Genomic DNA, 23,565 nt, shown 5'->3' with positions numbered 1-23,565 from the left:
AATGTCTCCCGCTAAGCGATCAGATTATCTATTTCCTGTGCAGTAAGACGTTTCAAGGCCTCCAGGGATTTAGTCAGTTCGTCATGGGCGTTGGCGACCTGCCCCGACTTGCGCTCGACCACCTGGCTGAAATCGGCCAGGGTGGCCTGCTCGAACAGCTCGTTCAGGCTCAGGTCGACGCCCAGTTGCTCGCGCACCCGGCCGATCACCTGGACAATCAGCAGCGAGTGCCCACCCAGGTCGAAGAAGTTGTCCTGCAGGCCCACCCGCTCGACATGCAGCACTTCGGCCCAGATCGCCGCCAGCTTGCGCTCCAGCTCCGTGACCGGCGCCACATGGGCCGGCTGCAGCTGGCTGGCGTCCGGCAGCGGCAGGGCCTTGCGGTCCAGCTTGCCGTTGGGGGTCTGGGGCATGCGCGCCAGGCCCACCAGGTGGCTCGGCACCATGTAGTCCGGCAGCCCGGCCTTCAGGTGCGCGCGCAGCTCGCCGCGCAGCGCTTCCACGCCTTGTTGCGCGTCGTGCAGCACCAGGTAGGCGGCCAGCTGCTTGCCGGCCGGGCCGTCGATATCGATCACCGCGGCCTCGCGGATCGCCGGGTGCAGCAGCAGGCGCTCCTCGATTTCGCCCAGCTCGATACGGAAGCCACGGATCTTCACCTGATGGTCCAGGCGCCCGACATACTCGATCACGCCGTCGTCGCGGTAGCGGGTCAGGTCGCCGGTGCGGTACAGGCGCGCGCCCGGCTCGCTGGCGAACGGATCCGGCACGAAACGCTCGGCGGTCAGCCCCGGACGGTTGTGGTAACCCCGCGCCAGGCCATCGCCGCCGATCAGCAGCTCGCCGCGCGCACCCTGCGGCAACAGGTCCAGCTCGGCGCCGAGCACATGCAGGCGGGTGTTGGCCAGCGGACGGCCCAGCCACACGTCGTCGCTGGCGGTCAGGTAGTGGCAGGCCGACCAGATGGTGGTCTCGGTCGGGCCGTAGACGTTCCACACATGCCCGGCCTGGGCAATCAGGCGCTGGGCCAGCTCGGCGCTCAGCGCCTCGCCGCCACACAACACCTTCTTGCCGGCGAAGGCCCCGGGCGTCGCGGCATCCAGCAGCATGCGCCAGGTCGATGGCGTGGCCTGGACGACACTGACCGCCTGGGCCTGGATCACCGCCAGCAAGGCCTGCGGGTCCTTGTTCACCTGCTCGCCCAGCAGCACCACACTGGCGCCGCGCAGCAACGGCAGGTACAGCTCAAGGCCGGCGATGTCGAACGACAGTGAGGTCAGCGACAGCACCTTGTCCGAGGCGTCGATGCCCGGCTGGCGCGCCATGCTGCAGAGGAAGTTGACCAGCGCGTCGTGGCGGATGGTCACGCCCTTGGGCTTGCCGGTGGAGCCGGAGGTGTAGATCACGTAGGCGAGGTTTTCCGGCAGTGCCAGCTGGCGCGGATTGTCCCCGCCGTGCTCGGCTGGCAGCGGCTGGTCCAGGCACAGGCTGTGCACCTGCGGCGGAATCGGCAGGCGCTGCAGCAGGCTGGACTGGGTCAGCAGCAGCGCGATGCCGCTGTCCTCCATCATGTAAGCCAGGCGGTCCTCGGGGAACTGCGGGTCCAGCGGCACATAGGCGCCGCCGGCCTTGAGCACCGCCAGCAGGCCGACCAGCATGTCAAGGCTGCGCTCCACGGCGATCCCCACCAGCACATCGGGGCCGACGCCCAGGCTGCGCAGGTGATGGGCCAGGGCGTTGGCGCGACGGTTCAGCTGCTCATAGCTCAGCGACTGCTCGCCCAGCACTGCGGCGATGGCCTGCGGCGTGCGCGCGGCCTGCGCCTCGATCAACTGCTGGACGGTCTGCCCGCGCGGGTAGTCGGCGGCGCTGTCGTTCCAGGCGTGCAGGGTGCGCTCGCGCTCCTCGCGGCTCAGCAGCGGCAGTTCGGCAACCCGCTGCCCGGCGTCCTGGCAGATGCCCTGCAACAGGTTGCGCCAGTGCTCGGCCATGCGCGCCACGCTGGCGGCCTCGAACAGGCTGGTGGCGTAGGTCAGGGTCGCGCTCAGGCCGCCTTCGTGCTCGGCGGTGTCCAGGGTCAAGTCGAACTGCGCGGTCTGCTTGTCCGAGACCAGCCCCTGCAGGCTGAGGCCCGCCAGCTCGCGGGATTCGCCCAGCACCTGGGTCTGGTGGTTGAACAGCACCTGGAACAGCGGGCTGTGGCTCAGGCTGCGCTCCGGCTGCAGGGCCTCGACCAGTTGTTCGAAGGGCAGCTCCTGGTGCGCCTGGGCGCCCAGGGCGGTGTGCTTGACCTGTTGCAGCAATTCGTCGAAGCGCAGTTGCGGCTGGAAGCGGGCATCCAGTACCTGGGTGTTGACGAAGAAGCCGATCAGCCCTTCGGTCTCGGCCCGGGTGCGGTTGGCCACCGGCACGCCGACGCGGATGTCGGCCTGACCGGAATGACGATGCAGCAAGGCCTGGAACGACGCCAGCAGGAGCATGAACAGGGTCACGTCCTGTTGCCCGGCCAGCGCCTTGAGCTGGGCAACCAGGCCCGGCTCCAGGCTCACCTGCAGGCGAGCGCCGTCGTATTGCTGCACGGCGGGACGCGGGTGGTCGGTGGCCAGCTCGAGGATCGGCTGGCTGCTGCCCAGGCGCGCTTGCCAGTAGTCCAGCTGGCGCTGTTGCTCGCCAGCCTCCATCCACTGGCGCTGCCAGGCGGCGTAGTCGGCGTACTGGAACGCCAGGGCCGGCAGCTGCGGGGCCTTACCCTGCAGATGGCTTTCATAGCCGCGCACCAGTTCGTCGACCATGATCGGCATCGACCAGCCGTCGGCGACGATATGGTGCAGGGTCAGCACCAGCACGTGGTCGTCGGCGGCCAGGCGCAGCAAGCGGGCGCGCAGCAGCGGACCGTGCTCGAGGTTGAACGGCTCGCGCACCTGGGCCTCGACCCAGGCCTGTAGCGCCGTCTCATCCAGGGCAGCCGACGCGACCTGCAGCGGAACATCGAGCGTCGGGTGCACCACCTGTTCGGCACTATCGCCCTGCTGCCTGAAGGTGGTGCGCAGGGTTTCGTGACGGGCGATCAGCGCGGCGAAGCTGCTGCGCAGGGCCTCGATGTTCAGCTCGCCCTTCAGACGCAGGGCCGAAGGGATGTTGTAGGCGGCGCTGTCCGGCTCCAGCTGCCAGAGGAACCACTGGCGTTGCTGGGCGTAGGACAGCCGCAGCGGTTGGTTGCGATCCACAATCGTGAATGCCGGCGCCTGGCTGGCCGAACCCTGGCCGGCAGCCTGGGCGAAAGCCTGCAGGTCGGCGGACTCGAACAGGCTGCGCAGCGGGACTTCCAGCTCCAAGCGCTGGCGGATCCGCGAGGTCACTTGGGTGGCCAGCAACGAGTGGCCACCGAGCTCGAAGAAGTTGTCGTGCAGGCCCACCTGCTCGACCTTCAGCACTTCGCTCCAGATCGCGGCCAGTTGTTGTTCCAGCGCCGTGCGTGGCGCCACGTAGCCTTGTTGCAGTTGGCTGGCGTCCGGCTTCGGCAGGGCCTTGCGGTCCAGCTTGCCGTTGGCCGTCAGCGGCCACTGGTCCAGCACAAGGAAGTGGGTCGGGACCATGTAGTCCGGCAGGTTGGCTTTCAGGTGCTGTTTCAGCGTGTCACGCAGCGTTGCGTGATCGGCGGATGGATCCTGAGCGATCAGATAGGCAGCCAGTTGCTTGCCCCCTGCCCCGTCGATATCCAGCACCAGCACTTCGCGCACGGCGGCATGTTCTTGCAGGCGTGCCTCGATTTCGCCCAGTTCGATACGGAAGCCACGGATCTTCACCTGATGGTCGATCCGGCCCACGTATTCGATCACCTCCTGGCCGCGATAACGGGCCAGGTCGCCGGTGCGGTACAGACGTCCGCCTTCGCTGGAGAACGGATCCGGTACGAAGCGTTCGGCGGTCAGCGAGGCACGGTTGTGGTAACCGCGCGCCAGGCCGGCGTGGCCGACGTGCAGCTCGCCCGTGCAGCCCTTGGCCACCGGATTGAAATCAGCATCCAGCACGTACATCGACAGGTCAGGGATCGCCGCACCGATCGGGCTGCCCGGCTGTTGCGTATCGACAAAGCGGATTGGCCGATAGGTCACGTGGACCGTGGTCTCGGTGATGCCGTACATGTTGATCAGGTTGTCGCAGTCCTCGCCGAAACGCTCGAACCAGGGTTGCAGTGCCGCCACATCCAAGGCTTCGCCGCCGAAAATCACGTAGCGCAGCGACAGGTCGGACGCACTGTCACAGGCCGCCCGCATCAGCGGCTTGAACGCCGATGGGGTCTGGTTCAGCACGGTGACACCCTGCTCCACCAGCAGTTGGTGGAAGTCTTCCGGCGAACGCGTGGTTTCACGCGGCACGATCACCAGACGACCGCCGTGCAGCAGCGCACCGAAGATCTCCCAGACGGAGAAGTCGAAGGCGTACGAGTGGAACAGCGTCCATACATCCTGCGGCCCGAAGCCGAACCAGGCATCGGTCGCCTTGAACAGGCGCAGCAGGTTGTGGTGCGGCAGCAGCGTGCCTTTCGGCTTGCCGGTCGAGCCCGAGGTGTAGATCACATAGGCCAGGTTATCCGGCTGGCTCAGGTGCTCGGGATTCTCATCGCTGTAACCGGCCAGATCATCTTCCAGCTTCAGGCTGCAAACCTGCGCCGGCACAGGCAATTCAGCCAGCAAGTGACCTTGCGTCAGCAGCAGTTGAATACCGCTGTCTTCCATCATGTAGCTCAGGCGATCCTGCGGGTACTCCGGATCCAGCGGCACATAGGCGCCACCCGCCTTGAGGATCGCCAGCAGGCCGACGATCATCTCGAAGCCACGCTCCACCGCGATGCCCACCAGCACATCCGGCCCCACGCCCTGCTCGCGCAGCTTGTGCGCCAGGCGATTGGCGCGACGGTTGAGCTGGTCGTAGCTCAGCGCCTGCCCGGCGAAGGTCACGGCGATCGCCTCAGGCGTACGCACCGCCTGCGCCTCGATCAACTCATGGGTGCAAGCCGTGCTCGGATAGCTGGCCACTACCTGCTGGTCTTCCACCGGCAGGCTGAGCGCACCCAGTGCACGCTGAGCGTCAGCCGCCAACTGCGCAAGCAGGTGCTGGAAGTGCCCCGCCAACTGGTCGATGGCCTGTTCGCTGAAGCACTGGCGATCGAAACTGAAGCTCGCCTCCAGGCGCTCACCCACTTGCACCACCAGGGTAAGCGGGTAGTTGGTCTGCTCCTGGTTGAGCACCTCGCCGAACTGCAGACCCTGCGGTGCGCCCTGTTGCAGCGCCTCGGCGACCGGGTAGTTCTCGAAGACCAGAATGTTGTCGAACAGCGCCTCACCGCTCCAGCCGGCCCAGCGCTGGATCTCGTACAGCGGCGTGTGCTCGTGCTCGCGCAAGGCCAGGTTCAGCGCCTGGACCTGCTGCACCCAGTCGCCCACGGTCTGTTCCGGGCGCGGGCTGGCGACCACCGGCAAGGTGTTGATGAACAGCCCCAGCTGCTCCTCGACACCCGGCAACTCGGCCGGGCGACCGGCCACGGTGGCACCGAAGGTCACGCTGGCCTGGCCGGTGTAGCGCTGCAACAGCAGCAGCCAGGCGGCCTGGACCAGGGTGTTGAGGGTAACGCGCTGGTCCCGGGCGAAGTCCGCCAGCTGCCGGGTCTGCTGCGCCTCGAAACGCAGCGCCAGGACGCCATGGCCCTGCCCCTGGGCCGAGGACTTGAACGCCTGGACCAGACGGGTCGGTTCTTGCAAATCGGCCACCTGCCCCCGCCAGAAGGTTTCGCTGGCCTGCTGGTCCTGGCCTTGCAGCCACTGGATATAGTCGCGATAACGGCTGGTCTTGCCGCCCGGCGTCGCGCCGCTGTAGCGCTGCAGCACTTCGCCCAGCAAGCGCGAGCTGCTCCAACCGTCCATCAGGATATGGTGGCTGGTGTAGATCAGGTGATGACTGTCATCGCCTGTGCGGATCAGCGTCAGGCGCAGCAGCGGACCGCTGGCCAAGTCGAAACCGGCCTGGCGCTCGGCCTGGGCCACGGCATCCGGATCCTGGGACTGGTCGAGCTCGACGAAAGGCACCTGCACCTGGCGCCGTACCACCTGCACCGGTGCCGGCAGATCCTGCGGGAAGCAGCTGCGCAGCACTTCGTGGTTGTCCACCACCGCCTGCCAGGCCGCACGGAAGCGCGCCATGTCAAGCCCGCGCACATCCACGCGCAACTGGTTGATGTAGTTGCCCGCCGCCTGCTCGTAGAGGCTGTGGAACAGCATGCCCTGCTGCATCGGCGACAGCGGGTAGAGGTCCTCGATTTCCCCGGCCGCCAGCGGCAGACCATCCAGTTGCGCCTGGGTCAGCTCGGCCAGCGGGAAGTCCGATGGCGTGACGCCCTGGTGCGGCGCCTGGGCGCAGTGCTCGACCAGCTCGGCCAGCACCTGCTCGTAGCGGCGCGCCAGGGCCTCGATGGTCTCGGGACGGAACACCTCGCGGCTGAAGCTCCAGTCCAGCTCCAGCTCGCCCTGGTAGACCTGCCCGGTGATGCCGAGCCAGTTGCCCAGCGGGCTGTCCATATCCTGGGTAGCACCGCTGGCCTCGCTGGCTGGAGTGAACAGCGCGCCCTCGGCCTCGGCCTCGGCGAAGCTGCCGTCGAACTGCCCCAGGTAGTTGAAGGTCACCCGTGGCTGCGGCAATACCGCCAGGCGCGCGCGCAGGTCGGGCTCGCCGAGGTAGCGCAGCACGCCGTAGCCGATGCCTTTGTTCGGCACCGCACGTAACTGCTCCTTGACTGCGCACAGACCCGCGCCCAGCCCATGAGCTGGCGTCAGGCGTACCGGGAACAGGCTGCTGAACCAGCCCAGGGTCCGGCTTAGGTCCAGTTCCGGGAACAGGTCCTCGCGGCCATGGCCTTCCAGCTGGATCAGCACCGATTTCTCTTCGGTCCAGTCGCACAGCACCCGCGCCAGGGCCGCCAGCAGCAGGTCGTTGACCTGGGTGCGGTAGGCGGCAGGCGCCACCTGCAGCAGTTTGCGGGTCAGCGCGGTGTCCAGGCGCGACGAGGCATGGGCGACGTGACGGTTGGTCTGGGCGCCCGACGGATTGTCCCGTGGCAATTCATCGCCAGCGGCTGCGAGGCCGTCCAGCCAGTAGTCGGCCTCAGACAGCAGTTCAGGGCTGCGGGCATAGGCTTCAAGGCGCTCGGCCCAGGCCTTGAGCGAACTGCTCTTGGCCGCCAGCGTCAGCGGTTTGCCCGCGGCCAGGGCCGTGTAGGCCAGTTGCAGATCTTCCAGCAGCACCCGCCAGGACACACCGTCGACCACCAGGTGGTGGATCACCAGCAGCAAACGCTGCTGGCCTTCGGGCAGGTCGACCAGCAGCGCCCGCAGCAACGGCCCCTTGGCCAGGTCGAGGCTGCGCTGGGCCTGCTCGGCCAGGGCCGGCAGCTCGGCCACGTCACTCAACGCGCGAACCCAAAGAATATCCTCGACCTTGCCGGCCTGGAACTCGGCCTGCCAGGTATCGCGCTGGGTGAAGCGCAGGCGTAGGGCGTCGTGCTGGTCGACCAGCGCCTGCAGCGCGCCCGTCAGGCAGTCAGCGCGCAGCGCCTGGGTCGGCTTGAGCAGCAGCGCCTGGTTCCAGTGCTGGCGCTCGGGAATGTCGGTTTCGAAGAAGCGTGCCTGGATCGGCAGCAACGCCAGCGTGCCACTGACCTGCTCGACCGGCGCGGCCTTTTTCTCGATGCGCTTGGCCACTGCCGCCAGCTGGCCGATGGTCTGTTTCTCGAACAATTGCTTGGGACTGAGCTTGATGCCCTGGCGCTTGGCCCGGGCGATGATCTGCAGGCTGAGGATCGAGTCGCCGCCCAGCTCGAAGAAGTTGTCGGTGCTGCCGACCTGGTCGAGCTTGAGCACCTCGGCCCAGATCGCCGCCAGGGCCTGCTCGATCTCGCCGACCGGCGCGGTGTACTGGCGCCGGGCGACACCCGGAGCCGGCAGGGCGCGCTTGTCGAGCTTGCCGTTGGCAGTCAGCGGCAGGCGCTCCAGGACCAGGATCTGCGCCGGCACCATGTAGTCCGGCAGGCGGTCCTGCAGTTGCTGGCGCAAGGCTTCACCCTGCAGACCCTGCCCCACGCACCAGCCCACCAGTTGCAGGCGGCTCTCGTCACCGTCCACCGGCTGGGCCAGGACCACCGCTTCGGCGACCCCGTCCAGCCCCAGCAGCACCCGCGCCACTTCGGCTGGTTCGACACGATAACCGCGCACCTTGACCTGGTCGTCGGCGCGACCGATGAACTCCACCTGCCCCGCGCGATTGCGCCGCACGCGGTCGCCGCTGCGGTACAAGCGCTGGCCCGGCTGCGTAGGGTCCGGCACGAAACGTTCGGCGGTCAGGCCCGGCTGGCCCAGGTAACCCTGGGCCACGCTGGCACCGCCGATATACAGCTCACCCGCGACCTGGTCGGCCACCGGGTTGAGCACATCGTCGAGCAGCAGCACATGGGCGCCCGGCAGGGCCGTACCCACCGGCACGGCGCGGGCCTCGGCGGCCAGGGTCGAGACCTCGTGGGTCAGCACGCCGACCGTGGTCTCGCTCGGGCCATAGTGGTTGATCAGGCGGCAGCCCGGCTTGAGCCGGCGCACCTGCTCCACCAAGGCGGGTGTGCAGGCCTCGCCACCGACGATCAGCGCCTGTTCGGGCAGCACATCGGCGGGATTGCCGGCCTGCAGCAGCGCCGCGAGGTGCCCGGGGACAATCTTCAGCACACCGACCCGGTGTTCGGCCATGTAGCGGGCGAAGGCGTCCGGGTCGAAGCCCAGCGCCTCGGGCAGCACGTGCAGCAGGCGCCCGGCGCACAAGGCGCCGAACAGCACGGTGTGGCCCAGGTCGGCGGCGATGGTCGAGACCAGCGCCATGCTCGCCTCCGGCGCCGGCGCCAGACGCTCGAGCAGGCCGGCGACATAGCTCGCCAGGGCACCATGGCTGACCAGCACGCCCTTGGGCTGGCCGGTGGAGCCGGAGGTGTGGATCACATAGGCCGGCGATTCGGCCCACAGGGTGATGGCCGGTGCGCTGGCCGGCAGGTCGTGCCACTGCGCTGGCACGTAGGCCAGCGCCTGACGCTCGGCGCTGGCCAGGCTGGTCAGTCGCGCATCGCCGGCGGCGCACAACAGCACCTTGGCCTGCGCCGCGTCGAGCATCTGCCGCAGACGCGCTTCAGGCGCCTTGGTATCCAGCGGCATGTACACGGCGCCGGCCTTGAGAATGCCGAGCATGCCGGTCAGCCAGTCCAGCGAACGCTCCATCAGCACCGCTACAGGCTCGCCGCGGGTCACACCCTGACGTTGCAGGTGGTGAGCCAGCCGGTTGGCGGCCAGGTCCAGGGCGGCGAAGCTCAGGCTGTGCTCCAGGCTACGGGCGGCGAGCGCCTCGGGCTGCCGACGTACCTGCTCTTGCCATTGCTCCACTACCAGTACCGGCGCCTCGCGCTCCGGCACCTGCCCGCCACGCAGCGGCGCGGCCAGGCGGTGCAGCGGCAGTTGCGGCGCGTCGAGCAACTGGCCCAACAGCTCGATGAACGCCGGAATGAACGCCTCCACCGTGGCGCGCTGATAGAGGTCGCTGGCGAAGGTTATCTCGCCATGGATCAGTTGGCCGTCGTCGGTGATGTCCAGCGCCAGGTCGAAGTGGGTGCCAACCTTGTCCAGCGGGTACTCGGCGACGCTCAGGCCCGGCAGGGCCAGCGAGCGCTGGCGTTGCATGCCGACGTTCTGGTTGAACTTGACCTGGAACAGCGCGTTGTGGCCCAGGTTGCGCTCCGGCACCAGCGCGTCCACCAGTTGCTCGAACGGTAGCTCCTGGTGCGCCTGGGCGCCGAGCACCGCCTCGCGCACCTGGGCCAGCAGGTCGTCGAAGCTCAGGCGCTCGTCCACCTGGCAGCGCAGCACCTGGGTGTTGACGAAGAAACCGATCAGCCCCTCGACCTCGGCGCGGCCGCGGTTGGCGTTGGGCACGCCGATGCGGATATCGCGCTGCCCGGCCTGGCGCGAGAGAAACAACGAGAAGCCCGCCAGCACCAGCATGAACAGGGTCATGCCCTGGGCGCGGGCGTAGCCGCCCAGGCGTCGGGACAGCTCGGCGCCGAAGTCGAAGCTCAGGGTCTGGCCGTCGAAGCTCTGGGTCAGCGGGCGGGCAAAGTCAGCGGCCACCTCCAGCAGCGGCTGTTCCTGGCCCAGCTGCTGGCGCCAGTAGTCGAGCTGGCGCTCGCCCTCGCCGGCCTCCAGCCAGCTGCGCTGCCAGATCGCATAGTCGGCGTACTGCACCTCCAGCGCCGGCAACTGCGGCGCCTGGCCCTGGCTGAAGGCCTGGTAGCTGTGCACGAACTCCTTGACCATCACGTCCATCGACCAGCCGTCGGAGACGATGTGATGCATGCTCACCAGCAGCACATAGTCCTCGGCCGCCAGCCGGTACAGGCTGGCGCGCAGCAGCGGCCCGTGCAGCAGGTCAAAGGGTTGGTGGCTGGCCTCGCGCACCTGCGCGGCCAGCTCGGCCTCGCGCCGCTCGCTGGCGACAGCGGTGAGATCGACCTGTTCCAGCGGCACGGCCTGGGTCTCGAGGATCACCTGACGCGGCTGTTCGCCATCGACCTGGAACACTGTGCGCAGCGCTTCGTGGCGCGCCACCAGGTGCTCGAACGAGCGCTGCAGGGCCGCCACGTCGAGCCGGCCGCTCAGGCGCAGGCCGGCCGCCATGTTGTAGGCCGCGCTGTGCGGCTCCAGCTGCCAGAGGAACAGCAGGCGCTGCTGGGCGAAGGACAGGGGGATGCTGGCAAAGTCGTGACGCGACTCGACCACCGGCAACAGGCTGAAGTCCTTGCCGTCCTCGCGCAGCTTGGCGAGGAACTGCCGGCGCTGCTCCAGGGGCAGGCTGACGAACCGTTTCGCAATGCGTACCGCCATGTTGCCACTCATGCCTCAACCCCTTCCAACGAACTCATGAACGCATCCATATCCGACCAGTCGTCATCCTTATCGCCGCCCTCCAGGCGGCCCAGCTCGGCGGCCAGGTCGCCCAGCGCCGGGTGTTCGAACAGGCTGCGCAACGGCAGCACCAGGCCCAGCTGGTCCTTGATCCGCGCCAGCACCTGGGCGGCCAGCAACGAGTGCCCGCCCAGCTCGAAGAAGTGATCGTCCAGGCCGACCTTGGCCACGCCCAGCACCTGCATCCAGATCTGCGCCAGCTGCTGCTCGGTGGCGCTATGCGGCGCCCGATACTCAGCCTGTAGTGCACTGGGGTCCGGTGCCGGCAGGGCCTTGCGGTCGAGCTTGCCGCTGGGCGTCAGAGGCAGGCGCGGCAACAGCAACAGGTGGCCAGGCACCATGTATTCGGGCAGGCGGGCCTTGAGCAGGCTGCGCACCTGCTGGCGGAAACGCGCCTGTTCGGCGGCATCCTGCTCGCCAGCGTCGGGCACTACATAGGCGACCAGTTGCAGGCCGCCGGTCATCGGCAGGGCCAGCACCACCGCTTCGCGAACGCCCGGGCACTGCTGCAGGCGCGCCTCGATCTCGCCGAGCTCGATGCGGAAACCCCGGACCTTGACCTGGTGATCGACACGGCCGATGTATTCGATGGCGCCGTCAGCGCCCAGGCGCGCACGGTCGCCGGTGCGGTACAGGCGCTCGCCATGGGCGAACGGGTCGGCGACGAAGCGCTGGGCGCTCAGCGCCGGTTGACCGTGGTAGCCACGGGCCAGGCCCGGGCCGCCGATGTACAGCTCGCCCACGGCGCCCTGCGGCAGCAGTTCGAGGTCATCGTCGAGGATGTACAGCCGGCGCTGCGCCAGGCCCTGGCCGATGGGGATGCCGCGCCAGGACACCGCCTCGTGGCCGAGCCCGGTGCAGTCGTGGATGGTCGAGACCACCGTGGCCTCGGTCGGGCCATAGGTGTTGAGCAGGCGCACATGACCCAGCCCGGCCAGTTGCCACAGGCGCAACCCGTCCACCGCCATCGCTTCGCCGCCGACGTGGATCTGGCGCAGCGCGCCGTAGTTGGCCGGTGGACGCGCCGCGAAGTCTTGCACCAGCCAGTACCAGTAGGCAGCCGGCAGGTCGGCCAGGGTCACGCCGTGGCTGATCAGCACCTCATGCAGGGCGGCGCTGTCCCACAGGCGGGTATCGCGCAGAACCACGCAGGCGCCGTGGCACAGCGGTGGGAAGAACTGCTCGACGAAGCCGTCGAAGCTGCTGGTGGCAAACTGCAGGACGCGGTCGCCTTCGCGCAGGTCGCTGTAGTCGATGGCGCGGGCGATGAACTCACTCAGGGCGCCGTGACTGATGGCCACGCCCTTGGGCCGGCCGGTGGAACCGGAGGTGTAAATCACATAGGCCAGGTTGTCGTGGGTGACGGTCAACGCCAGGTCGTCCGCCGACTCATCGTCCAGCGCCAACTGATCCAGGCACAGGCAGCGCAGCCCATCCTGCGCCGGCAGGCCGGGTAACTGGGCGGTGGTGGTCAGCAGCCATTGCAGGCCGCTGTCCTCGAAGACATGCCCCAGGCGTTCGGCCGGGGCCTGCAGGTCCAGCGGCACATAGGCGCCGCCGGCCTTGAGCACGGCCAGCAGGGCCACGGCCAGGTCCAGCGAGCGATCCAGGGCCACGCCCACCAGCACATCGGGGCCGACGCCCTGATGGCGCAGGTGATGGGCCAGGCGATTGCTGCGGGCATTGAGTTCGGCATAGCTCATGGATGGCGCCGCGGCGCCGTCGGCCAGGATCAATGCCAATGCCTCGCCGCTACGAGCGGCCTGGGCTTCGAACAGCCGTTGCACGGGTACCAGCGACGACACCTCGGCCACCGGGCACAGCAGCGCCTGGCGCTCGGCCTCGGCCAGCAGCGGCAACTCGCCCAGGCGCTGGCGCGGTGCCTGGCAGACCGCGCACAGCAGGTTGCGCCAGTGCCCGGCCAGGGCGGCGATGGTGGCCTCGTCGAAGAGGTCGGTGGCATAGGTGAAGGCGGCGAACAGCTGCTCGCCCTCCTCCCGGGTGTCGAGCATCAGGTCGCTGGTGGCGGCATGCTGGCGGCGGCTGCCAGCCAGCTGCTCGGCGCTCAGGTAGCCCACGCGCAGGCCGCAGTCCAGACGCACGTCGTTGAGGTCGGTGACCAGCGGCTGGTGATTGAACATCACCTGGAACAGCGGCGTATGGCTCTGGCTGCGCTGGGGCTGCAGGGCTTCGATCAGCGCGTCGAACGGCAGGTCCTGGTGCGCCTGGGCGCCGACGGAGGCCTGGTGCAGGCTGCGCAGCAGGTCGCTGAACGGCGTCTGCGCGGTGAACTGGCTGCGCAGCACCTGGGTGTTGACGAAGAAGCCGACCAGCCCTTCGGTCTCGCTGCGGTTGCGGTTGGCGATCAGGCCGCCGACACGGATGTCGGTTTGCCCGCTGTAGCGGTACAGCAGGGTCTTGAACACGGCCAGCAGCACCGTGGACAGCGTCACGCCGTGCTGCTGGGCCAACTGCTTGAGATCCTCGCGCAGGCCCGCGTCGAGCATCAGCTCCAGACGCTCGCCGAGGTGGCTGGGCTGGGCCGGGTAAGGCCGGTCGGTCGGCAGCTCCAGCAACGGGTGCTCTTCACCCAGCTGCTCGCGCCAGTAGTCCAGCTGGCGCTCGCGCTCGCCGGCCTCCAGCCAGCTGCGCTGCCACAGCGCATAGTCGCGATAGTGCACCTTGAGCTCCGCCAGCTGCGGCTCGCGCCCCGCCACAAGGGCGTCGTAGCTGCGCATGAATTCGTCGATCAGGATGTTCATCGACCAGCCGTCGGCGATGATGTGGTGCAGGGTCAGCAACAGCACGTGTTCCTGGGGCGCCAGGCGCAACAGGGCGATGCCGAACAGCGGCCCGCCTTCGAGGTCGAAGGCCTGGGTGGCCTGGGCCGCCATCTGCTGGTGCGCGCGCTCCCAGCGCGTGGTTTCGGGCAAGTCGGCCAGGTCGAACAGCTGGATGCTCACCGGCGCAGGCTCCGCCACCCGCTGCAACGCCCGCTCGCCGTCCTGGGCGAAGGTGGTGCGCAGGCATTCGTGGCGGGCGACCAGCAGGCTGAACGCCCGCTCCAGCGCCTTCACCTGCAGCTCGCCATCGAGGCGCACGGCCATCGGCAGGTTGTAGGCGGCGCTGTGGGGCTCCAGCTGCCAGAGGAACCACATGCGCTGCTGGGCGTAGGACAGGCCGTCGCGCTCGCTCAGACCGGCACAGGACGACATGGGCAGCTGCGCGAAATCGATACCCTCGCGTCGCATCCCTTCGAGGAACAAGCGGCGCTTGTCCAGGGGCAACTCGATGAAACGGCGGGAAAGTTTCTGGGCGTCTGCGGCATTCATGTGTGAGGTCCTTGCTGATCGGCGGCGCGACCGGAAGGTCCGGGCGCATCAACAAGAACGAATGGGCGGGGGGATGATTTAGCTTGAGCGGGGCGGCGCCTGCGAGATCGAGCGCCGCCCGCGCGGCGCATCGCGGGACAAGCCCGCTCCCACATTTGCTGCAACGTGCCGAACCTGTCAGGCCATGGTTGCCCGCCTTGGCGCATGTCTTGAGACAGGTGGAATGGCAGTGGTGCCCACACTGAAACCGCGTCATACCAACAAAGCGCACTAGGTAATGGCACAGGATTGACTGGCCCGAAACAGATGTAGGAGCGGCCTTGCGTCGCGATGCGCCGCGCGGGCGGCGCTCGATCTCACAGGCGCCAAATCCTTCCCGCCAAACACCTCATCGCCTCAACCCTGCTCCAGCGAATGCCCCTCGGCCATTGCCACGATCACCTTGCGCGGGCCTTCGAACGGCGCACGGGCATGGGCGGCGAGCATGTTGTCGAGCATCATCACGTCACCCTCCTGCCAGAGGAAACTGATCTTGCAGTCCTCCAGCACCGCACGGATCTCATCGAGCACCTCGTCCTCGATGGGCGAACCGTCGCCGTAGTAGACGTTGCGCGGCAGGTCTTCCTCATCGACGATGTCCAGCAGGCTTTCCCGCACCTCGGGCGGCAGGTTGGAAATATGGAACAGGTGCGCCTGGTTGAACCAGACCATGTCGCCGGTCACGGGGTGCTCGGCCACCGCCTGGCACACCTGACGGGTACGCAGCTCGCCGTCATCCTTCCATTCGCAGGTGATGCCGTGAGCCTTGCAGTAGGCTTCGACCTCCTGCGGGTCATCGGTATTGAATACATCCTCCCACGACACATCCAGCCCGTTGCCGAAGTTGCGCACGTACATCAGGCCCTTGCTGACGAAACGCTCGCGGACATGCACCGGCACCCGCCGATAGACTTCGCGACTGTCGGCAATCGGCGTCTGACCACCGGATTTTGCCGCGATCATGCTGTAGAACCAGATCTTCATCGGCCAGTCGCGGGAGTAGGCCTGCTCGTTGTGCAACGGAATATGCTGGTGCGCCGGGTACTCGGTGGAGGTGTAGACCCCCTGGGTGACGTTGGTGCGCGGCGTCGAGCCGAACTCGTAGTTGAGCAGCGGATGACCGAAGCTGGCGGCGAACTGGCGGAACTGCTCGGCGCCCTCCAGGCGAAACCCGCGGAACAGGATGCCGCCGTCGCGCAGCAGGTGTTCATCCACCAGCGCCTTGAGCTCGTCGAACACCTCCAACAGGCTGGTGTCGTCGTCACCCGCCTCCACCAGCAACGGCAAACGTCCCTGCTCCGGCAACAGCGGACGCACTGTAAATCCCACAGCAACACCCATGACGGGCCTCCTGTACACATTCGATGAAAGGGACCGACGGCCCAGGGGCTCGCTCGCGTCCGGTGATAGGAGGACGTTTCGAGGGGCAGGCAAATTAGTCCCTTTGCAGGAGCGATGCAGGCACTGTGGCGCCTGGCACCGGCACTGCCGGTGTTCGCGGGGCCAGCCCGCTCCCACGTGGGCCTGCATCGCCAGCACGGCCACCCTGGAAACACTTGCTTGCAAATGATCCATCAGGTTTTGCCCTGCTCATGCGTCTCTTTCAGATACGGCCGGGCTTTTGCCCCTGAACTTCGCCATTGACACTGCGTACCCCATGTCGAAAAAGTCACGCTCGAAAATCTGGTTCCTCGTGCACAGCTGGCTGGCCCTGCCCATCTGGTTCTTCGTGCTGATCGTCTGCGTCACCGGCACCCTGGCGGTGATCAGCCGCGAGATCGTCTGGCTGGCCAACCCGCAAACCCGCGCCAACCCGCCTTCGGACGAGGCCCGGCGGCTGAACTACGACGAACTGCTGGTAGCCATGCAGCGCGACCAGCCCGGTATCGCCGTGGCCAGCCTGATGACCCTGAGCGAATCGCACTTCGCCATGCTGTCGGATGTCACCTACCCCGACGGCCGTACCCTGAGGGTCTACGTCAACCCCTATACCGGGCATATTCAGGGCGTCCCGCCGCAGTTCAACTTCGAAGAGTTCACCCGCGCACTGCACGGCTGGTGGCTGGTGCCGCATACCAACGGCTACAGCTGGGGCTGGTACCTGGTGTCGCTGCTCGGGCTGCCGATGCTGGCCTCGCTGGTCACCGGCCTGGTGATCTACAAGCGCTTCTGGAAAGGTTTCTTCAAGCCGACCCTGCGCTTCAACCAGGGCGCACGGATCTTCTGGGGCGATTTCCACCGCCTGAGCGGCATCTGGTCGATCTGGTTCATCGCGGTGATTTCCATCACCGGTACCTGGTTCCTGGTCAAGGCGCTGCTCGCCGACAACCATATCGCCATTTCCAGCCAGCCCATCATTCCGGTGATAGCCCGCGAGACGGTGCCACTGACCGCCGACGGCAGCCCCGCGCCGATGATCAGCCCGGACGAAGCGGTGAGGATCACCCAGCGCGAGATTCCCGGCTTCACCGTCGACTATGTCGGTTTTCCCAGCAACGCCTATGCGCACCTGAGCATCGGCGGCATGAGCTGGTATCCGCTGGTGTACCAGAAGGCCGAGATCAACCCTTATACCGGGGCGATGGAGGCCAGCCGCCTGCTCGGCGATCGCAAGGCGGTGGAGATCTTCACCGAGTCCATGCGCCCGCTGCACACCGGCGAGTTCGCCGGCCTGACGAGCAAGCTGATCTGGTTCTTCTTCGGCCTGCTACTGAGCATGATGGTGCTCAGCGGCCTGCTGATCTGGAGCAAGCGCACCGCCCTGGCCACCGCCAACGCGCTCAAGCGCAGCCTGAAGCAGGCGCGCGCGGCCAAGGCGCCGGTTTCGACGGAGGTCACGTCCAGTTCTTGAAACATTTTCTTTCATTTGCTTTGGCAGCTTTCTGATTCTCATTCGTCCTTACTTATGCAGCCTTCCAGGTTGAGCACAGACTCGACCGTATTTTTATATGCAGAAGACCGAGCGATGGCCCGACAATCGAGAAAGAAATCCAATTCCAAGCTGTGGTTCCTGGTCCACAGCTGGCTTGCCCTGCCGATCTGGTTCTTCGTCCTGATCGTCTGCTTCACCGGCATGCTCGCGGTGGTCAGCCAGGAGATCGTCTGGCTGGCCAACGCTGATGTGCGCGCCAGCAAGCCCGACGACGACAGCCAGCGCCTGAGCTACCAGCAGGTGCTCGACGCCATGCACAAGGCCGAACCGGACCTGGCAGTGCGTTTCTTCAGCCAGCCAGACGGTTCGCACTTCGCCCTGCAGGCCTCGGTGACCCGCGCCGACGGCACCAATGCGCTGCTCTACGTCAACCCGTACAGCGGGGCCATACAGGGGCAGCGTCCGGACTTCGACTTCGAGGCCTTCACCCGCGCCCTGCACGGCTGGTGGCTGGTGCCCTTCACCAACGGCTACAGCTGGGGCTGGTACCTGGTGTCGCTGCTCGGGCTGCCGATGCTGGCCTCGCTGGTCACGGGGCTGGTGGTGTACAAGAAGTTCTGGCGCGGTTTCTTCAAGCCAGTGCGTACCGGCCACGGCCCACGGATCTTCTGGGGCGACCTGCACCGCCTGGCCGGGGTGTGGTCAATCTGGTTCATTGCGGTCATTTCCATCACCGGCACCTGGTTCCTGATCCAGGCGATCCTCGGCGACAACCATGTGACAGTTTCCACCGAGCCGATCGTGCCGGTCATCGCCCGCGAGCAGGTACCGCAGACTGCCGACGGCAGCCCGGCGCCACGCATCGACCTGGACCAGGCAGCACGCATCGCCACCGAGAAAGTACCCGGCCTGGACATCAGTTTCATCTCGCTGCCGGCCACCGCCTACAGCCACTACAGCATGGGCGGGCGAGGCTGGTATCCGCTGATGTTCCAGACCGCCGAGGTCAACCCCTACACGCGCAACGTCGACAGCCAGTTCCTGCTCGGCGACCGCTCGGCCCTCGAGTTCGTCACCGAATCCATGCGCCCGCTGCACACCGGTGATTTCGGTGGCCTGGCGATCAAGCTGATCTGGTTCTTCTTCGGCCTGGTACTGACCCTGATGGTGTTCAGCGGCCTGCTGATCTGGACCAAACGCACCACCCAGGCCACCCTCGCCGCCCTCAAGCGCAGCGAGCGTCCGGCACGCAAGCGCGCCGCGGCCAGCCCAACCACCCTGGAGGCCCAACCTTGAGCCAGACCGATACCCTGCCGCCCAGCGGCCTGAAGCAGCTGTGGCTGAAATGGCGCTTCCACCTGAACATCCTGCTGATCCTCGTGCCGCTGGGCTTCATGCCCAAGTACTTCGCCGACGCCAGCCTGTTCCGCGGCGACAGTGGCCTGGGTGCCAACATCGTCGAGGATATCCAGGTTGGACGCTGGACCCTCGACCTGGCCGAACTGCGCGACGAGGCGCCGCGCGCCGAGGGTCCGGCCGGCTACTTCAAGGCCTTCAACGCCGCCTGTGGCACCTGCAACGAAGGCGCCAAGGCCATCTACCTGCGGGTGGGCAAGCCGCGCAGCCTGCGCGCCGCCGGCACGATCTTCTTCGGCGCGCCGGCGCGCATGGGCACCTCGCTGCCGATCCCGCCACGCACCCGACCTGACGCCGACATCTGGATCACCATCGAAGGCTGGGACGGCAAGATGTACCAGGCCGCGGTGCCGCTGGCCAAGGCATCCCCCGCCACCGCGGCCTGGCTCGAGAAACAAGGAGGCAATAAATGAAACAGCTGATGCGCAGGCTCGCCCTGCCCCTCTTGGCCCTGGCCGCCACCCCGGCGCTGGCGCACAACCCGATGTGCGAGTGCACAGAGCACGGCGAGCAGATCACCTGCAAGGGCGGCTTCTCCGACGGCAGCGGCGCTCCCGGGGTGACCCTGGACGTGATCGGCTACGACGAGCAGGTGCTGGTGGCGAGCAAGCTCGGCGACGACTCGACCCTGACCTTCAAGCGCCCCGACGGTGAGTTCTACGTGCTATTCGATGCCGGCCCCGGCCACGTGGTGGAAGTGGACCACGCCGACATCGGTGCGCCATGAGCCGCGCCCAGGTGGTGCGCCCGGCCGGCGCCGGGCACGAGACCCTTTATGTGCTGCTGGCCGCGCTGCTGATCGTGGTGCTGGCCGCCAGCGTGGTGGCCGCGCGCGGCGAGCGCGAGGATGAACAGGCCATCGCCGCCCACCAGCTCGACGCCCGCCGCGACCTCAATGCCGCCGAACAGGGCATCCACACCGACCTGTGGGTGGCCGTCGAGGAGATCCGCGCCCTGCGCGAGGACAACGGCACCGCCCCGGACGCCCAGGCCCTGGCCGAGGAGGGGCTGCCGCCGTTCGTCAACGACGCCAGCAGCCAGAGCCGCGGCAGCCACCAGTGGTCGCTGCTGGCCAACGGCGCCTACCTGGGCCGCAGTCAGGACACCCAGGTGGCCGGCAGCTTCCTGGTGATCCTGCCCGCCGCCAGCGACGCCCAGCCGGATGTCTGGCTGCGCCGCGACAGTACCGCCCTGCCCCCGGACGCGCTGGACAGCGATGCGCTGATCGCCGCCGGCTGGCAGCAGATCGTCACCCACTACGACGCCGGGGTCACCCGCCAACACCGTCACTAAGGACCTGCCCATGCTCCGCTTCGCCCGCCGCACCCTGGCGCTGCTCCTGGCCTGCGCCCTGCCCGCCGTGGCCCTCGCCGACAATGGCAAGCCGCTGCGCATCGGCATCACCCTGCACCCCTACTACAGCTACGTGAGCAACATCGTCGGCGACAAGGCCGAGGTGGTGCCGCTGATCCCGGCCGGCTTCAATCCCCACGCCTACGAGCCCCGCGCCGAGGACATCAAGCGCATCGGCAGCCTCGACGTGATCGTGCTCAACGGCGTCGGCCACGACGACTTCGCCGACCGCATGATCGCCGCCAGCGAGAAGCCCGACATCAAGACCATCGAGTCCAACGCCAACGTGCCGCTGCTGGCGGCCACCGGCATTGCCGCCCGCGGCGCCGGCAAGGTGGTCAACCCGCACACCTTCCTGTCGATCAGCGCCACCATCGCCCAGGTCAACAACATCGCCCGCGAACTGGGCAAGCTCGACCCGGACAACGCCAGGTTCTACACGCAGAACGCCCGGGCCTACGCCAAGCGCCTGCGTGCCCTGCGTGCCGAGGCGCTGGCCAAGGTCACCGAGGCACCGGACGCGACCTTCCGTGTCGCCACCATCCACGCCGCCTACGACTACCTGGTGCGCGACTTCGGCCTGGAAGTCACCGCCGTGGTGGAGCCGGCCCACGGCATCGAACCGAGCCCGGCACAGCTGAAGAAGACCATCGACCAGCTCAAGGCCCTGGATGTGAAGGTGATCTTCTCGGAGATGGACTTCCCCTCGGCCTACGTCGACACCATCCACCGCGAGTCCGGCGTGCGCATCTACCCGCTCACACACATCTCCTACGGCGAATACACCACCGAGAAGTACGAGGTGGAGATGAAGCGCAACCTCGACACGGTGGTCCAGGCCATCCAGGAGAACCGCACGTGACCGCCGCCGCCAACCTCACAACCGCCAGCGGGCCACGCATCGAGTTCGACGGTATCGACCTCACCCTCGGCCGCACGCGTATCCTCGAGAACGTGCGCTTCAGCGTCGCCCCCGGCAGCGTGCACGCCATCGTCGGCCCCAACGGTGGCGGCAAGAGCTCGCTGATCAAGACCCTGCTCGGGCAGATGCCGCACCAGGGCCAGCTGACCCTGCACTGGCCCGCTGAGCGTGAAGTGATCGGCTACGTGCCCCAGGCCCTGGAATTCGACCGCGGCCTGCCAATGACCGTGGACGACTTCATGGCCGCCATGTGCCAGCGCCGCCCGGCGTTCCTCGGCCTGTCCCGGCGCGTGCGTCCGGCGATCGACGCGGCGCTGGCGCGAGTGGGCATGCTCGACAAGCGCAAGCGGCGCATGGGCGCGCTGTCCGGTGGCGAGCGCCAGCGCGTGCTGCTGGCCCAGGGGCTGATCCCCGAGCCGCAGCTGCTGGTGCTGGACGAGCCGATGTCGGCCCTCGACGAGGCCGGCATCCAGGTGTTCGAGCAACTGTTGCACGGCTGGCGCCAGGCCGGCACCACCGTGCTGTGGATCGAGCACGACCTGGAAGCGGTGCTGCGCCTGGCCGACCGGATCACCGGGCTGAGCCGCCAGGTGCTGTTCGACGCCCCGCCGGCCCAGGCCCTGACCCCCGAGCGCCTGCTCGGGCTGTTCTCCGTCCACCCGCGCAGCGAGAGCCTTGCCTGATGAGTTTCGAATCGTTCCGCCAACTGGTCCAGGACTGGGCCACCGCTGGTTACCTGCCGGAGGCGCTGGCCTACGGCTTCGTGGTCAACGCCCTGCTGGCAGGCCTGATGATCGGCCCGGTGCTGGGCGGGCTGGGTACCCTGGTGGTGGTCAAGCGCTTCGCCTTCTTCTCCGAGGCGGTCGGCCATGCCGCGCTGACCGGCGTGGCCATCGGCATCCTGCTCGGCGAGCCCTACACCGGCCCGTACGGCAGCCTGTTCGGCTACTGCCTGCTATTCGGCATCCTGCTCAACTTCCTGCGCAACCGCACCGGCTTGTCCCCGGATACGCTGATCGGCGTGTTCCTCTCGGTGTCGCTGGCCCTGGGCGCGAGCCTGTTGCTGATGCTGGCCGGCAAGATCAACGTGCACATCCTCGAGAACGTGCTGTTCGGTTCGGTGCTCACCGTCAGCGCCCACGACCTGCTGGTGCTGGGTATCGTCGCCGTGCTGGTGCTGGCCCTGGCCCTGCCGCTGTACAACCGCATCATGCTGGCTAGTTTCAACCCGCAGCTGGCGGCGGTGCGCGGGGTGGCGGTGAAGACCCTGGACTACCTGTTCGTGGTCCTGGTGACCCTGGTCACCGTGGCCTCGGTGAAGGTGATCGGCGCGATCCTGGTCGGCGCCCTGCTGGTGATCCCGGCGGCGGCGGCGCGGCTGGTCAGCCAGTCGCTCAAGGGCTTCTTCTTCGTCTCGGTGATCATCGCCACCCTGAGCACCCTGCTCGGCATCCTGCTGCCGATCGTCTTCGACCTGCCGGTGCCCTCGGGCGCGGCGATCATCCTGGTCGCCGGGATCTGCTTCGCCCTCGCCGCCCTGGCCCGCGCCCTCGTCCCCCGCCTGCAAGGAAACCCGGCATGACCCTGAAGAAACTGACCCTGGCCCTGGCCCTGAGTGGCCTGCCGCTGCTGGCCAATGCTACTGAAGTGCTGACCACCCTGCCGGTGACCCACAGCCTGGCCAGCGTATTGCTCGACGGCACCTCGGTGCAGCTCAAGCGCGCCGCCCCGGCCAATCTGCCGGCCAGCCGCCAGCCGTCGTACTTCAGCGGCCGTGGCGGCGCCAGCCTGCAGAAGGCGGCGTCGAAGGCCGACGCGGTGATCGGCGTGCGCTCGATCTGGCGTGACGACCCGCTCTACCCCATGGCCCGGCGCAGCAACATCCGCATTGTCGAGATCGACGCCGCACGCCCGGTGGACGGCGCCCTGCCCGGTATCGCGGTCAAGGGTGACGAGGCCTTCGCCGCCTATCCCTGGCTGAACCCGACCAACCTGGGGCGCATGGCCGATGTCGTCGCCAACGATCTGGAACGTCTTTCGCCAGCGGACAAGGCGAAGATCCAGGCCAACCTCGCCGGCATCAAGCGGCAGATGCTGGAGCTGACCGCCAGCAGCCAGACGCGCCTGGCCGAGATCGACAACCTGACCGTGGTCAGCCTGTCCGAGCGCCTGGGCTACCTGGCCAGCGGGTTGAACCTGGATGTGCTCGAGCAGCCGCTGCCGGCTGACGACAAGTGGGACGAGGCGGCGCTCAAGGCGCTTGGGGAAAACCTCAAGGCGCAGGATGTGGCGCTGGTGCTGCACCATCGCCAGCCGGATGCCAGGGTGGCCGAGGTGATCGCCGCGTCCGGGGCGAAGTTGCTGGTGGTGGACGCCGATCCTGACGACACCGTGGCGGGGCTCAAGGCCAGTGTCGAGCAGGTGGTCAAGGCACTCGGTGACAGTTGAGCGCCTTCAGGAGATCGCCCAGCCCTTCAGGCTGCACTATCGCAGAGGGAACAAAGTCGGGAGCATCACCAGCGTGGGAGCGGGCTTGACCCGCGAACACCGGCGAAGCCGGTGCCATGCATCTCATCGCGGGGCAAGCCCGCT

At 67.6% G+C, this 23,565-nt stretch carries 12 protein-coding genes; 9 read left to right on the top strand and 3 right to left on the bottom strand.

The genetic code is table 11. The features are described from left to right. Positions 1 to 11: 11 nt before the first annotated feature. The 3 genes from ACZ899_RS04145 to ACZ899_RS04135 form a co-directional block, all read right to left on the bottom strand. Positions 12 to 10,970 (bottom strand): non-ribosomal peptide synthetase, encoded by a 10,959-nt coding sequence (locus ACZ899_RS04145; protein ID WP_326491857.1) that lies wholly within the window; start codon positions 10,968 to 10,970, stop codon positions 12 to 14. After that, on the bottom strand, positions 10,967 to 14,371 hold the full coding sequence (locus ACZ899_RS04140; RefSeq protein ID WP_234562328.1) for a non-ribosomal peptide synthetase: 3,405 nt from the start codon (positions 14,369 to 14,371) through the stop codon (positions 10,967 to 10,969). The genes ACZ899_RS04145 and ACZ899_RS04140 overlap by 4 nt, the downstream gene beginning before the upstream one ends. Positions 14,372 to 14,767: 396 nt before the next feature. Further along, entirely contained in the window at positions 14,768 to 15,751 is a 984-nt protein-coding gene (locus ACZ899_RS04135; RefSeq protein WP_234562327.1) for a TauD/TfdA family dioxygenase, read from the bottom strand. A 316-nt stretch (positions 15,752 to 16,067) separates the two neighbouring features. On the opposite strand from ACZ899_RS04135, the gene ACZ899_RS04130 reads away from it, so the two are divergent. The 9 genes from ACZ899_RS04130 (at position 16,068) to ACZ899_RS04090 (ending at position 23,421) form a co-directional block, all read left to right on the top strand. Continuing rightward, on the top strand, positions 16,068 to 17,261 hold the full coding sequence (locus tag ACZ899_RS04130; protein WP_232856159.1) for a PepSY-associated TM helix domain-containing protein: 1,194 nt from the start codon (positions 16,068 to 16,070) through the stop codon (positions 17,259 to 17,261). Positions 17,262 to 17,375: 114 nt separating this feature from the next. Then, positions 17,376 to 18,578, top strand: coding sequence for a PepSY-associated TM helix domain-containing protein (locus ACZ899_RS04125; RefSeq protein WP_232856160.1), 1,203 nt, complete (start codon positions 17,376 to 17,378; stop codon positions 18,576 to 18,578). After that, positions 18,575 to 19,111, top strand: a complete 537-nt coding sequence (locus tag ACZ899_RS04120) for a thiamine pyrophosphate-binding protein (protein ID WP_203652425.1) — start codon at positions 18,575 to 18,577, stop codon at positions 19,109 to 19,111. Before ACZ899_RS04125 ends, ACZ899_RS04120 begins: the two co-directional genes overlap by 4 nt. Next, positions 19,108 to 19,425, top strand: coding sequence for a hypothetical protein (locus ACZ899_RS04115; protein WP_028692195.1), 318 nt, complete (start codon positions 19,108 to 19,110; stop codon positions 19,423 to 19,425). The genes ACZ899_RS04120 and ACZ899_RS04115 overlap by 4 nt, the downstream gene beginning before the upstream one ends. Next, positions 19,422 to 19,991, top strand: a complete 570-nt coding sequence (locus tag ACZ899_RS04110) for a DUF6162 family protein (RefSeq protein ID WP_234562326.1) — start codon at positions 19,422 to 19,424, stop codon at positions 19,989 to 19,991. Before ACZ899_RS04115 ends, ACZ899_RS04110 begins: the two co-directional genes overlap by 4 nt. 10 nt (positions 19,992 to 20,001) lie before the next feature. Next, entirely contained in the window at positions 20,002 to 20,913 is a 912-nt protein-coding gene (locus ACZ899_RS04105) for a metal ABC transporter substrate-binding protein (RefSeq protein WP_203652423.1), read from the top strand. Continuing rightward, positions 20,910 to 21,656, top strand: a complete 747-nt coding sequence (locus ACZ899_RS04100) for a metal ABC transporter ATP-binding protein (RefSeq protein WP_234562325.1) — start codon at positions 20,910 to 20,912, stop codon at positions 21,654 to 21,656. The genes ACZ899_RS04105 and ACZ899_RS04100 overlap by 4 nt, the downstream gene beginning before the upstream one ends. Next, the gene (locus tag ACZ899_RS04095; RefSeq protein ID WP_028692191.1) at positions 21,656 to 22,555 is read left to right on the top strand and encodes a metal ABC transporter permease; all 900 of its coding nucleotides are present in this window, start codon (positions 21,656 to 21,658) and stop codon (positions 22,553 to 22,555) included. Before ACZ899_RS04100 ends, ACZ899_RS04095 begins: the two co-directional genes overlap by 1 nt. Continuing rightward, positions 22,552 to 23,421, top strand: a complete 870-nt coding sequence (locus tag ACZ899_RS04090; protein ID WP_234562324.1) for a metal ABC transporter substrate-binding protein — start codon at positions 22,552 to 22,554, stop codon at positions 23,419 to 23,421. Before ACZ899_RS04095 ends, ACZ899_RS04090 begins: the two co-directional genes overlap by 4 nt. Positions 23,422 to 23,565 lie beyond the last annotated feature (144 nt).

Source organism: Pseudomonas sp. TE31087, from assembly GCF_057284075.1.
The sequence above is the reverse complement of the archived record's forward strand: the minus strand, read 5'-3'. Positions and strand labels throughout refer to the sequence as shown.

What these genes read in the sequence shown, in the direction of transcription:
- ACZ899_RS04145 (WP_326491857.1), bottom strand. Translation starts at nt 10,970, where the DNA reads ATGAGTGGCAACATGGCGGTACGCATTGCGAAACGGTTCGTCAGCCTG.
- ACZ899_RS04140 (WP_234562328.1), bottom strand. Translation starts at nt 14,371, where the DNA reads ATGAATGCCGCAGACGCCCAGAAACTTTCCCGCCGTTTCATCGAGTTG.
- ACZ899_RS04135 (WP_234562327.1), bottom strand. Translation starts at nt 15,751, where the DNA reads ATGGGTGTTGCTGTGGGATTTACAGTGCGTCCGCTGTTGCCGGAGCAG.
- ACZ899_RS04130 (WP_232856159.1), top strand. Translation starts at nt 16,068, where the DNA reads ATGTCGAAAAAGTCACGCTCGAAAATCTGGTTCCTCGTGCACAGCTGG.
- ACZ899_RS04125 (WP_232856160.1), top strand. Translation starts at nt 17,376, where the DNA reads ATGGCCCGACAATCGAGAAAGAAATCCAATTCCAAGCTGTGGTTCCTG.
- ACZ899_RS04115 (WP_028692195.1), top strand. Translation starts at nt 19,108, where the DNA reads ATGAAACAGCTGATGCGCAGGCTCGCCCTGCCCCTCTTGGCCCTGGCC.
- ACZ899_RS04110 (WP_234562326.1), top strand. Translation starts at nt 19,422, where the DNA reads ATGAGCCGCGCCCAGGTGGTGCGCCCGGCCGGCGCCGGGCACGAGACC.
- ACZ899_RS04105 (WP_203652423.1), top strand. Translation starts at nt 20,002, where the DNA reads ATGCTCCGCTTCGCCCGCCGCACCCTGGCGCTGCTCCTGGCCTGCGCC.
- ACZ899_RS04095 (WP_028692191.1), top strand. Translation starts at nt 21,656, where the DNA reads ATGAGTTTCGAATCGTTCCGCCAACTGGTCCAGGACTGGGCCACCGCT.
- ACZ899_RS04090 (WP_234562324.1), top strand. Translation starts at nt 22,552, where the DNA reads ATGACCCTGAAGAAACTGACCCTGGCCCTGGCCCTGAGTGGCCTGCCG.